At 64.6% G+C, this 12801-nt stretch carries 7 protein-coding genes; 5 read left to right on the top strand and 2 right to left on the bottom strand.

Annotated elements, in window-relative coordinates; all coding sequences use genetic code 11:
- Positions 1-60: 60 nt before the first annotated feature.
- Together JIM94_RS10625 and JIM94_RS11430 are read right to left on the bottom strand one after the other, a co-directional pair.
- On the bottom strand, positions 61-1878 hold the full coding sequence (locus tag JIM94_RS10625) for a BCCT family transporter (protein WP_200250410.1): 1818 nt from the start codon (positions 1876-1878) through the stop codon (positions 61-63).
- A 168-nt stretch (positions 1879-2046) separates the two neighbouring features.
- Positions 2047-2970, bottom strand: coding sequence for an AEC family transporter (locus JIM94_RS11430; protein ID WP_200250412.1), 924 nt, complete (start codon positions 2968-2970; stop codon positions 2047-2049).
- A 96-nt stretch (positions 2971-3066) separates the two neighbouring features.
- On the opposite strand from JIM94_RS11430, the gene JIM94_RS10615 reads away from it, so the two are divergent.
- The 5 genes from JIM94_RS10615 to JIM94_RS10595 all read left to right on the top strand — a co-directional run bounded on the left by JIM94_RS10615 (position 3067) and on the right by JIM94_RS10595 (position 12332).
- Positions 3067-4623, top strand: a complete 1557-nt coding sequence (locus JIM94_RS10615; protein ID WP_200250414.1) for an ABC transporter substrate-binding protein — start codon at positions 3067-3069, stop codon at positions 4621-4623.
- Positions 4623-5564: an ABC transporter permease gene (locus JIM94_RS10610; RefSeq protein WP_200250416.1), complete on the top strand. Its 942-nt coding sequence runs from the start codon at positions 4623-4625 to the stop codon at positions 5562-5564. Before JIM94_RS10615 ends, JIM94_RS10610 begins: the two co-directional genes overlap by 1 nt.
- Positions 5565-5569: 5 nt before the next feature.
- Positions 5570-6409 (top strand): ABC transporter permease subunit, encoded by an 840-nt coding sequence (locus JIM94_RS10605; RefSeq protein ID WP_200250418.1) that lies wholly within the window; start codon positions 5570-5572, stop codon positions 6407-6409.
- Positions 6406-8025: a dipeptide ABC transporter ATP-binding protein gene (locus tag JIM94_RS10600; protein WP_200250420.1), complete on the top strand. Its 1620-nt coding sequence runs from the start codon at positions 6406-6408 to the stop codon at positions 8023-8025. The genes JIM94_RS10605 and JIM94_RS10600 overlap by 4 nt, the downstream gene beginning before the upstream one ends.
- Positions 8026-9164: 1139 nt before the next feature.
- Positions 9165-12332: a tetratricopeptide repeat protein gene (locus JIM94_RS10595; RefSeq protein WP_200250422.1), complete on the top strand. Its 3168-nt coding sequence runs from the start codon at positions 9165-9167 to the stop codon at positions 12330-12332.
- Positions 12333-12801: the final 469 nt, after the last annotated feature.

Raw genomic sequence — 12801 nt, 5'->3', positions numbered from 1 at the left:
AAGACGTCCGGCCCCGATGATCGGGGCCGGACGTCTCACGGTTACCGCGGGGATGCCGGGTCAGTTCCCGGACCCGGGAGAGGTCTCCCCTCCCGTGACATCGAGTTCTCCGTCGACGACGACATTGCCGGAGATGACGATGTTGCCGTTCTCGTCGTACTCGTAGGCCAGCGGCGGCAGCGGATTTCCGTCGGCGTCGTAGCCGGGGGCGGGCCGGTTCTCCTGTTCCGCGAGCTTCTCCGGGGAGTCGGTCTGGTCCCACTGCCTGGTGAGCATCTTCGGTTTGGCTGCCGCGTCATCAACCATGCCCTTCATCAGGGAGTACATCATGACGAACTGCATGATGAAGAACGGCAGTGCGACGATGATGACGACCTGCTGAAGGGTTTCGATACCGGTGTCGGGGCTCATGATGAGCAGTGCGCCGGCGACGGCACCGATGGCGCAGGCCCACATGACGCGGTAGTAGACGGGAGAGGAGTCCTCTTCACCGGTGGCGAACATGTCGGTGACCATCGCGGACGAGTCGATCGAGGTGATGAAGAAGATCACCACGATGGCCAGCGCGAAGATGCTGACGACACCGGTCGCCGGGTAGTAGTCCAGGAAGGTGAACAGCGCCGCGGCCGTGTTGCCCTCCTCGACGACGGGGCCGACGAGGACACCGGGGTCGAGGGCCTCGATCTCGAATCCGGCGCGTCCGAAGATGGCGAACCAGATGACGGAGAAGATCGCGGGCAGGCAGATCACACCCGCGATGAACTCGCGCACGGTCCGACCCTTGGAGATACGGGCGACGAACATGCCGACGAACGGCGACCAGCAGATGGTCCACGCCCAGTAGAACACGGTCCAGGATCCCTGCCAGCCGGGGTTGTTGGCGAAGGCGTCGGTGTAGAACATGAGACCGGGCGCATTCTCCACGTAGATGCCGAAACCCTGGACGGTGGAGCGGAGCAGGGTGAGCGTGGGGCCGGTGATGAGCACGAAGATCATCAGGAGAACGGCCATGGCGATGTTGACGTTGGACAGCATCTTGATGCCGCGTTCCAGACCGCTGGCCACGGAAACCGAGGCAACCAGGGTGATGAACACGATGATGCCGAGTTCGACGGGCCCCATGACCGGGACGTCCCAGAGCATGTTCATGCCCGCGTTGATCTGGAGGGTACCCAGACCGACGGACACCGCGATGCCGAAGACCGTACCGACGATCGCGAGGACATCGATCAGTTTTCCGGGCCAGGAGTAGATGTGGGCCCCGAGAACGGGAGCGAACACGGAACTCAGGCGCGGAGGCAGTTTTCTCTTGTAGATGAAGTATCCCAGGGCGAGTCCGGGCAGGGCCATGATGACCCACATGTGGGCACCGAAATGGTAGAAGGTGAACGCCATCGCCTCGATGGCCGCCTCCTGGGAACCTGGTTCGGCATCGGCCTTCGGGGGGTTCGTCATGTGGTGCAGCGGTTCCGCGACGCCCCAGAACATCAGGACGGCGCCGACGCCACCGGCGAACAGCATGGCGAACCAGGCGAGCACCGAGTGCTCCGGTTCATCATCGTCGTCGCCCAGCCGCATACGGCCGAAGTGGGAGACGAAGACGCCGAGGAGGAACACGACGCAGATGGAGACACCACCGATGTAGAGCCATCCGAGATCGGTGAGGAGCCAGTTCGCGACCCCTTCGAGGGTTGCCCGGGCGTCCTCCCCGAAGATGACTGCGGCGGCGACGAACGCGACGATGATGCCGCCGGAGAGGAGGAAGATGAACGGGTCCGTCTTCAGCCACCCGAAGAAACCACTGTCTCCGGGTTCTTCTCCGGTGGACTGTCGGGGGCGGGTGGTCTGTTCTGGTCCGGATTGTCCGGGCGACTTCATGGATCACGCCTTCGTGGATGGCTGATAAGGAACGCGAACCAGATTAGAAATATCATTCGCCATTTGCCGAATCCCGGCGACAGTTACCCCCAGACGTGGTTGGTGCACGTCATCGCAGCGCACAGCGTTTTCGATGCTCCATTTCTGAAGTCGGGACTTGTATTACCACTAGGTGAGCAATGCGGAGGCGACCAGAATGACGGGTACCGATAACAGTGTGGAGACGACCGCTGAATCCCGTGCGAGAGCGGTGGAGACCCCGTACCGGTTGGCGTAGACGAAGACGTTCTGGGCGGTGGGCAGCGCCGCCAGTACCACCACAGTGAGGACGAGATGCCCGTCGAGACCGAGGACGGAGGCTGTCAGATAGGCGACGAGCGGGTGCCCGATGTTCTTTCCGAGCACAGCCGTCACGAGCGTCCGTCGGGACATGTCGGCGGGATCGAGGATCCGGTTCGTCGCGAGGGAGATGCCGAAGGCGACGAGGGCCACCGGAACGGCGGCACCGGCGAGAAGTGACAGTGTGGCGTCGACCATCCCCGCGGGTGGCCGCCCAACGGTGTTCCACACTCCCCCGGCGACGGCCGCGAGGACAACGGGATTCGCGACTGCACCACGAGCAAGTGTGCGGGGTGAGAAACCGCGTTTGCCTGTCATTGATTCGAGTACCGCCAGCGCCAGTGGTCCGTAGAAACCGATCTGGAAGAGCAGCAGGGGCACGACGGCGGTCGCGTCCCCGAGCATGTGGACGGCCAGCGGGAGTCCGAGGTTCGCTGCGTTGCAGTATGAGGAGGAGAGACCGGCTATGACGGCGTCCGGACCGGTCCCGCCGGCCGAGAGTCGGGTGGCCAGTCCGACGGAGGCGCCGACGATGAGCGCGGAGACGACGGTCACGGCCGAGGACGGCGCGATGACGGTACCCCAGTCGGCGACGGCCACCCGGCTGAAGACCAGTGCCGGGAGTGCGATGAAGAAGACGAAGCGGTTGAGGGTCCGTACGGAGTCCTCCCCCAGCACCCCGGCGCGCCCGATGAGTGCACCGACGGAGATGACACCGAACACGGTGCTGAATCCGGCGGCGACGTCATTCACCCGTCCATTGTGTCACCGGGGCAGCGTCGGACGCATACCTGTCCGACGACAGGGGTGATGTCGGTTGTGCGACCGGAAACGGTTACCCTGTTCGTCATGGATGTGACCCGTCTCAACGACCGGATTCGCCACGGGACCACGACGGCCCTGGTAGTCGCCGGGGCGACGCTCGTGCTCGCGGGTTGTTCGGCCGGATCGACGGCTACCCAGACGGCGGCGATCGCGGACAGCGGGGCCGTGGTGGTCGCGGTGTCCGGGACACCCGCCACCCTCGACTTCACCACGACGGGTGGGGCGGCGATCCCGCAGGCGATGATGTCGAACATCTACGAGACACTGGTACGCGTCGACGACGACGGCCACATCATCCCGTGGCTCGCCACCGACTGGGAGGTCTCCGGGGACCGCACCGTGTACACGTTCCACCTGCGTGATGACGTCACGTTCTCCAACGGCGCCGCGTTCACCGCCGAGACCGCGAAGTTCTCCATCGACCGGGTGCTCTCCGACGCATGGACCAACGGTCTGAAGAAGCTGATGTCCCCGGTCGCGGACACCCGGGTCGTCGACACGCACACCCTCGAGGTGACGCTCAGCGCGCCGTCGAACCAGTGGCTGTTCGCCATGGGCACCTTCGTCGGGGCGATGATGGCACCCGACGGGGTCGACGCACTGGCCACCGATCCCGTCGGCACGGGCCCGTACACGGTCACCGACTTCGCGCTCGGCCAGTCGATCACCTTCGCGGCCCGCGACGACTACTGGGGGGATGCACCGAGGAACGACGGCGCGGCGATCCGCTACTTCGCCGACGCGGTGGGCGCCACCAACGCCCTGCGCTCCGGTGACGTCGACGCCGTCTACTCCATGCAGTCCCCGGAGCTCCTCGACACGATCACCGCGCACGGCCACTACAACGTGGAGGTCGGCACCACCAACGGCGAGGTGCTGCTGTCGATGAACAACCGGCGCGCCCCGTTCGACGACGTCCGCGTCCGTCGCGCCGTCATGTACGCCATCGACCGCCAGGCGGTCATCGACACCGCGTGGGACGGCTTCGGCACCGACACCGGCGGGGCCCCGGTGCCGCCGACCGACCCGTGGTACGAGAAGTCCGAACGGTACCCCCACGACCCGGAGAAGGCGCGGCAGCTGCTCGCCGAGGCCGGGATCGACGGCACGAACAACCGCGTCGTCATCTCCGTCCCGTCGCGGCCCTACGCCACCGCGGTGTCGGAGATCATCGTGTCCCAGCTCCGGGACGTCGGTCTCGACGCCCGGATCGAGGCCACCGAGTTCCCGGCCGTGTGGCTGCAGAAGGTGTTCAGGCAGCACGACTACGACATGTCGATCATCCTGCACATCGAGGCCCGCGACATTCCGGCGTTGTTCGGCGACCCCGACTACTACCTCGGGTTCGATTCCCCGGCGGTGCGCGAGGACATCGCGCGGGCCGATGCCGGCAGCCCGGAGGAGTACGTGGCGGGGATGCGCGCCGCGGTGGACACCATCATGGATCAGGCTGCGGCCGACACCCTGTTCAACTACCCGAACATCGTCATCACCGCACCCGGTGTGACCGGTGTCAACGCCGACGCCGTCGACGACGCCCTGGAGCTCGCGACGATCAGCGTGGAAGAGGAGCGGAACTGATGCTCATCACCCTCGGCAGGCATGTCCTGCGCTACCTGGCGACGATCTTCGTCGCCTCCGTCGCGGTCTTCGCGCTGATGCGCGTCGTGCCCGGTGATCCGGCGGCCGTCGCACTCGGCGTGAGCGCCACCCCGGAGCTCATCGCCGCGAAGCGGGAGGCGCTCGGCCTGGACCAGCCGCTGATCGCCCAGTACCTCAGCTGGGTCGGCGGGATGCTGCGCGGCGATTTCGGGCTCTCCCTGACCAGCGGGCAGGATATCTCCCCTCTGGTGCTCGACCGGCTGCAGGTCAGCCTCATCCTCGTCGGGTCCGCCATGGCGCTGGCGCTCGCCGCCGCGATCCCGGTCGGCACCTGGGTGGCGATGCGGCACCGGAGGGCCGACGGCATCGCGATCACCGCACTGAGCCAGGTCGGCATCGCGATCCCCAGCTTCCTCGCCGGAATCCTGCTGGTCAGCGTGTTCGCGGTGCGCCTCGGGTGGGCACCGGCGAACGGCTGGGTGCCACCGGACCAGGGCGTGGGTGCCTTCCTCCAACGGCTCGTCATGCCCGTCTGCGCGCTCGCCGCGGTGCAGGGGGCCATCATGACGCGCTACGTCCGCTCCGCGGTCCTGGAGATCCTCTCCGAGGACTTCATCCGCACCGCCCGGGCCAAGGGTCTGTCCACCTGGCAGGCTCTCCTGCGCCACGGGCTGCGCAACGCAGCCCTCCCCGTCATCACCGTCACCGGTGTGCAGCTGGCGTCACTCGTGATCGGTGCGGTGGTCATCGAGCAGGTCTTCGTTCTCCCCGGACTCGGGTCCATGCTCCTCGACGCGGTGAGCACCCGCGACCTGACGACGGTGCAGACCATCGTCATGGTGCTCGTCCTGCTCACCCTCGCGGTGACGATGCTCGTCGATCTCGTCGCCCTCGCCCTCGATCCACGGACGGGACGGTGACCGACGTGAACCGACTCACCCGCACCCTGCGCAGACTCCCGGCATCGGGGACCATCGGTCTGGTCATCGTCACACTCGTCGTCGTGCTCGGCGTGATCTCCCTGGCCTGGACCCCCTACGACCCGATCCACGCGATCCCCTCCGACCGGCTCGAGGGCCCCTCGCCGCGGCACCTGATGGGCACCGACCGCTACGGGCGGGACGTGTTCTCCCGGATCATGGCCGGATCCCGCATCACCCTGCTCGTCGGGCTCGTCGCCGTCGGCATCGGGGTCCTCGTGGGTACGCCGCTCGGGATCCTGGCCGGCATGCGTCGCGGCTGGGCGGAGACGCTCGTGCTCCGTGGCGCGGATCTCCTGCTCGCCTTCCCCGCGCTGCTGCTCGCCATCGTCGCCGGCGCGATCTACGGCGCCTCAACGGTCTCGGCGATGGTCGCCATCGGCGTCGCCACCGTCCCCGGCTTCGCCCGCGTCACCCGCGCCGGAACGTTGCAGGTGATGTCCCGCGACTTCGTCGCAGCGGCCCGCACGGCCGGACGCTCCGGCCCGGCGATCGCCCGGCGGCACGTCCTGCCCAACATCACCGGAATGCTCATCGTCCAGGCGTCGGTGTCCTTCGCCCTGGCGATCCTCGCCGAGGCCGCACTGTCGTTCCTGGGGCTCGGCACCCCACCACCCGACCCGTCCTGGGGCCGGATGCTCCAGTCCGCGCAGGCGTCACTAGGGTCCGCCCCGATGCTCGCGTTCTGGCCCGGTCTCGCCATCGCCGGCACCGTCCTCGGGTTCAATCTGCTCGGCGACGGCCTCCGCGACGTGTTCGACCCGAAGACGAGGAAACGCCCATGACACTGCTCACCGTCACCGATCTCGGCGTCGACACGCGACGCGGGGAGCCCCTCATCGGACAGGTCTCCTTCACCGTCGACTCCGGCGAGCGCGTCGGGCTCATCGGCGAATCGGGCTCCGGGAAATCACTCACCGCGCTCTCCCTGATGGGGCTGCTGCCCGACAATCTCTCCGCGCACGGCGAGATGACGCTCGACGGGGAACCCGGGAACCTCATCGACTACCCGGACCGCCGGATGCGCGCACTCCGCGGCAGGCGAGTGTCCATGGTGTTCCAGGAACCCATGACCGCGCTGAACCCGCTGATGACCGTCGGCGCGCAGGTCGCCGAGGTGATGACCCACCACGGCACCGTCGACTCCGACGACGCCGCCCGTGACAGGACCCTCGAGCTGCTCGCCGACGTCCGTATCGCGGACCCCGAACGCGTCTACGGCGCCCATCCGCACCAGCTCTCCGGCGGGCAACGCCAACGCATCCTCATCGCGATGGCCCTCGCGAACGACCCGGACCTGCTGATCTGCGACGAGCCGACCACCGCCCTCGACGTCACCGTGCAACGGCAGATCGTCGAACTGATCCTCGAACTCGTCGAGCGACGCGGCACCGGCCTGCTGTTCATCACCCACGACCTCGCCCTGGTGTCCGGGGTGTGCGAACGGATCCTGGTCATGCGCGACGGCAACCTCGTCGAGAGCGGCACCACGGAACAGATCCTCACCGACCCGGTACACGACTACACGAGGGGGCTGCTCGCGGCCAGTGACCTCGACGCCCGCGACCGGGACGGCCACCTCTACACCGTCGAGACCGCCGCCACCGGCGACTACCGACCCGGCCACGTCCACAAGGTGCCCGCCGTGGCCCCCATCAGCGACGTCGTGCTGTCCGCCACCGGAGTGTCCCGGACCTACCTCGGCAAACGGCGCGGATTCCTCGGCCCCCGGCGCCGAACGGAGGCGCTCAAAGACGTGTCCCTGGAACTGCGGCGGGGACAGCGCCTCGGGGTCGTCGGTGGTTCCGGCTCCGGCAAGTCCACCCTCCTCCGGATCCTCGCGGGACTGGACTCCCCCACCACCGGCACCGTCAACCACGCCGAACGCGCACAGGTGGTGTTCCAGGACCCCATGGGTTCACTCGATCCCCGCATGCGCATCGGCGCGATCGTCGAGGAACCGCTCCTCGGACTCGGGCTCTCCGCCGGGGAGCGGCGGACCAGGGTCGCCGAGGTCCTCGGCGAGGTCGGCATCGGCGCCGACGCCGTCGACCGCTTCCCGCACGAGTTCTCCGGCGGGCAACGCCAGCGCATCTCCATCGCCCGCGCCCTGTCCGTGAAACCGGACGTGCTGTTCGCCGACGAGGCGGTCAGCGCCCTGGACGTCTCCGTCCGTGCCCAGGTGCTCAACCTGCTCAGCGACCTCGTCGCCGGCTACGGGCTGGCCCTGTTCTTCGTCTCCCACGACCTCTCCGTCGTCCGCCAGATGTGCTCCGACGTCCTGGTGCTCAACCACGGGGACGTCGTCGAGACGGGCCCGGTCGAGAGGATCTGGAGCGCCCCGGAGGCCGACTACACGCGGGAACTGCTCGCGGCCGTGCCGAGACTGGTGGGGCGGTGAGGTACTCCGCCCGGAGATAACGGCTGACGCTGGAGCGCCGTATCCCCGTGGAGATGGGCCCCCCGGTAACGTCTGGCCTGCTCCCTCATGTCCCCGTCGCCCTTGGACCTGAAAACACGTGCAGCGCCCGATCCGCTTTCTGGGATTGCCGGACGCGACATCCGATAAAGACATGCGGGAATACCGGACCACCACCGGATAACCGGTTTCACGAGGCACCCGACCCAGACTCCGCCTCAGCCCCCCCCCGGGCAGGGAACAAACCGTCGAGATCCTGTATCGGGTGTCCAAGCCCGACGGACCACCACAGCCGACGGAATTGAGTGTTCACCGTCTGCCGGGGCGCAAGATTCTCGGACTGCGAACGGCCTCGATGTCCCGTCGACAGCGAATGGAGGCGTCTTCTCGAACAAGGCCGTCGTCGACGACCGGAGCAAGGACAATTCTTCCACCCGATACCGGCAGGATCTGGAACACCGATTCGGATAGTTCTCCTCTTTCATGGATGACGCCCCCGGAAACTACCTCACGGAACACCCGAGAAACCCAATCCACCATTCATTCAGAGGGGGATATGGACCAGATCCCCCCATCCCCTATCGCAGTGATTTCAACACTGCTAACCTCAGAAAACGCATAAAGGCTGTATCGCCTCAAACCATCCGCCAGGATCGATATTCCCGTTTGTAAATTCCTGTATTCCCCTGCCACAGGAGTGAATTTTGAACGTCGCACGTAGGGTTTTCCCCGTCCTTTTTTCGATCGCGATTGCCTCCGCCCTGCTGTTTCCTTTCTTGGCGGGTTGGTCCGCGAATCAACTTCCCATTGAGCACAGTGCCGCAACACAAAAGCCAGGCACCGCGTCCACTGATGAGCGATGGGATACCGGTTTAGCCTCGCCAGGCCCCGACGGCGACCTGGATCAGATTCGATCACTACCGATCCTGAGTCCTGACGGAATCGTGTCGACGAGATTCCCCATGCCACGACCGGGTGACAACAATCGTGATCGTCAATGGGCCGTGATCGACGAAGCCCTGACAAATCTCGGACATCCCGAGCTACTTTCAACTCTGAAAGAGACCCTGCAATTACGTGGTTATGAGAATCTCGACCGTTCCGAAGACATAGACAGTGCCATGGATGAGATATACACCGATCTGGATCCTCTTTTCGAGGATCCAGATCGGGCGACCGCACAGGCCACGGAGTACGTCGATCTGGCAGGGGCTTTTCTTCTGCTATCGGCGAGTGTCCCCTTCGAGCAATCGGTGGATCACTGGAAGCCCATGGGATCAACCATTGAGAATCGCGCGAGTCTCGTTTCGTTCGTACTCCTCGAACGTACCGCGGACGTGGAGAATCTCTCGGGGGATCTGCACTGCGATATCGCCCTTGATCAGGCCGTCATGGTGGCCATTTCTCCATATACGTTGGACAACGGCGAGAATATCTGGCACGAAGCCGTGGAGAAGTGCCCCGGGGACCCCACCCCCAGCATATGGTCCGAGACATATGATCTACTCTGGGAGATGGCGTACGGCGATACCGGCAAGCCTGATCTCGAAGGCTTCTATCTGCTTCGTGAACAGTGGCCGGATTCCCCGTCGGTGGCCGGGGCCACCGGATACGCGGAACTCATGGCTGCGGACAACTCCCGGGGATTCACCCAGTTGAGTCTCTATCGACAGGCAGCGACGACTTTCGCCGATGCACGGGCGAAGGTGAACGCCCCGGAGCTCATCATCGGTCAGGCACGGGCGTATTCCGCACTCGGAAAAAGGGATGGAGCTCGACTCCTCCTGGAAAAGTTGGGGAACTTCACCTCCCTCTCGTCTGATCTGTGGGCCGCAGCCGGGGATATCCTCGCCGATCAGGGCGATCATGCACATGCGCTCGATATCTACCGTATGGCCGAAAAGGCTCAACCACCGCGACGCGTCCAGAATCTTCGACTGGATGGGCCTGCGTGCAGGAGCAGAACACCGTGGGACCGTCTGGAACCGCCGACACCTCTGGTCTTCAACACCCTGGGTTTTCCCGGTATGAGCGGCGGGACCTACAGCCATGTGTCGGCTCCGGTAGGGGGCAGTGGTGGATGTGGTGGAGGTGGACTCGTCCATGACACATCGTTGATACCCGAGTACATCAAGACAAACCTGACCGGCCCTTCGGCCATGGACATCAACTTCGCCCTCGCGAGAGAACTGGCCGTCATCGGTGGACAGAAGAACCTCGACGAGGCGAGGATGTTGCTGGACCGTTCCCGGAAGAATCCCTCGACATGGTCCGAGGTCCACAAGATCCACGACTACGGTTCCCTCAGCGATTTCGGCACATGCCAGCCAGATCTCGACGAGGTGATCTCGATTCTCGAATCTCCGGGAAGCTACTCCTCCGGCGACAAGGAACGTTCATGTCATCATCTGTTCGGAATGAGCGCGGACGATGCCGCCAGATTCCACACCCAGAATTTGCTTCGCTGGGCGGACAAACACGAGGAAGCGGAAAAACTGCTTATCCAGTCGAAGAATGTGAGCCCGTCTCCTCTCATTCCGGCGCTACTGGGACAGATCCGATTTCTCGACGGCGACTACGGTGCAGCCGTCGATTACCTCGATGAGGCGACACAGGATAAGCACGGTGAGTCTGTCGAAGGTGATGACGCACCGTATGAACGACTCATAGAACAGGCCCTGTTCCTCGCACAAAAGGGGCTGGCCAACCAGTATCTGGGGCGACCCGCCGAAGCCCGCGACGCCTATGAATCGGCTCTACAGATCCTACGGTACAACGACCGGGAACTGACGGATCTGGGCCTTCCTTTCGGCCCCACCTACCCGTACCGGGACAGGGCCCTGGCCATTCAGATCCAGTTTCAGACAGCGATGCTGTCTGCGGAATCGGGCGACGAAGAAGAAGCGTACCGGGAGTTCCGGAAAGCGTACGAACTCGGCGTTCACGAGGATGGGAACACCTCCTATGAGAACCCCGGCGGTGAAGACGCCTTCATCTCCGGGGCGGTACTGAACAATGTCGGCCTGTTGGCGATCAAGTTCCGGGATCTGGATCTCGCGAAGACAACGACCGATCACCTGCTGGAGACCACCGACCCGGATTCGCCGATCTACCTCGAGACGAAAGCATGGTTCGAGCAGGAGTCCGGAAATCTGGATTCCGCGCTCTCCTCCTACGGTGCGATCCTGGAAACCGACGCATCCTCTTTCACCGCACTGAACAACAAAGCGGTGATTCTGGGAACCAACGGCAGTGATGATGAGGCGATTGAGCTTCTGAGAAGAGCCGTCGGAGTCAAACCCGACTACGCTCTGGGCTGGGCCAATCTCTCCTATCTTCTCGCCCAGCGCTCCACCTTCTGGTCCACGGTTCAGTCCCAGGGAGCCTGGGCGCGGGCGGTCTCAGCCGATCCCGATCTGCGGGGAAGCGCACACAGACTCAGCACGGACAGGTCCATCCACATCACCGACATCGATGTATCGAAACCTGCTCCGGCGGACTGGTCTTTCGCCCGCGCGTACACCCCGCCCCGCCAGAGCATCAGCTGGACGGTGATCGCCCTGGGCTGTGTCTCACTCCTGTTCACCCTGCTCCGCGATGAACTCGGGGGGAAACTGGCTGAATCAATACTCAGCCCGGACATGCGGTCGAGGCTTCGTCGTCTGATGTCCGGTTTCTCCCGTTTCACGATGCCCCTCACCACAGGAGGCCGAACGACACCGGGTGAAGGTGGACACCGGAGAATCTGGACCCACATCGCCTTCTCTGTGGGGGCCAGCACACTGCTCCTGCTCCACTTCATCGGGGACGGCGGTCTGAGAAACATCTGGATCGTCTCCCTGCTCGTGTTCTGGTTGCTCGCACTCATCCTGATCATTCCGGTGTCCCGGCGACTGATGTCCCGTCATGTACCCGGGTTGGACACCGACCCGGGTACCATCCGGCACGTCACGTGGTGGCCCTTCATGGCGGTGGGGATCGGACTGTCAATCATGAATCTGGCTTTCGCCCCGGTGTCGGTACTCGAGGATCCGGAGGACAGGCATCAGCGCGTCCGCATAGCCGGAATCCTCGTTTTCTTCGGAACGACCCTCGTTTTCCTCGGTCTGTCGCTGACGAATGTCCCGACGATGCGGGGCCTTGCGACAGCGTGTCTGCTGATCCTGGGGTCACTGACGCTTCCGACGCAACCCATTGACGGCGCATTCATCAGGAACAGGGTTCTCTCCGCGATATTGGGCGGTTTCGTACTGCTCACCGGAATCCTGATTGAGGTCGGCGTCATCTAGATCACCGGGAGCACACGACGATCTCGGTGATCCGTCCCTCCACCCGGGGCAGGATCTTCGGGACCGGCACAGGGGGACAACCGGGGTGTCGTGAAGGCGGTGTACGCCTTCCTCGCCTGCACCGTACCGGAGAAGGGTGTCACCGCCGCTTCAAAGCCAGTGTGTGTAGGGGCCTGGGGCGAGGCCCCGTGCTTATCCCGGCGCTCCCGTTACCGCATGGGGACGACTTGTGAAACGCTCGCACCGGCCGCGCTTACCGGCCTACGCCCCCGTACCTCGGTGTTCCGTGAGGTTCCCACTCATGGAGCGTACCTGTACGAAATGCAGGAATCATCGTGCATTCTCCGGCAGGTGCGGCGGTGCAGAAAGCGGTGTCCCCCGTTCACCGCCTTCCGCTGCCCGGGGCCCGGCAGAACCGGTTACCTTGGCCCGCCATTGTTCTTGCACATGGTGGAGAAGATCTGGAGCT

Origin of the sequence: Corynebacterium pygosceleis (genome assembly GCF_016595275.2) — a bacterium.
In the GTDB taxonomy this organism is placed as follows: Bacteria; Actinomycetota; Actinomycetes; order Mycobacteriales; family Mycobacteriaceae; genus Corynebacterium; species Corynebacterium pygosceleis.
Note: the sequence above shows the minus strand (reverse complement) of the source record. Positions and strands in the feature narration are given on the sequence as shown.

Excerpts from the sequence above, each read along its gene's own strand:
- JIM94_RS10595 (WP_200250422.1), top strand. The coding sequence starts at position 9,165 with ATGGATGAGATATACACCGATCTGGATCCTCTTTTCGAGGATCCAGAT.
- JIM94_RS10610 (WP_200250416.1), top strand. The coding sequence starts at position 4,623 with ATGCTCATCACCCTCGGCAGGCATGTCCTGCGCTACCTGGCGACGATC.
- JIM94_RS10600 (WP_200250420.1), top strand. The coding sequence starts at position 6,406 with ATGACACTGCTCACCGTCACCGATCTCGGCGTCGACACGCGACGCGGG.
- JIM94_RS10625 (WP_200250410.1), bottom strand. The coding sequence starts at position 1,878 with ATGAAGTCGCCCGGACAATCCGGACCAGAACAGACCACCCGCCCCCGA.
- JIM94_RS10615 (WP_200250414.1), top strand. The coding sequence starts at position 3,067 with ATGGATGTGACCCGTCTCAACGACCGGATTCGCCACGGGACCACGACG.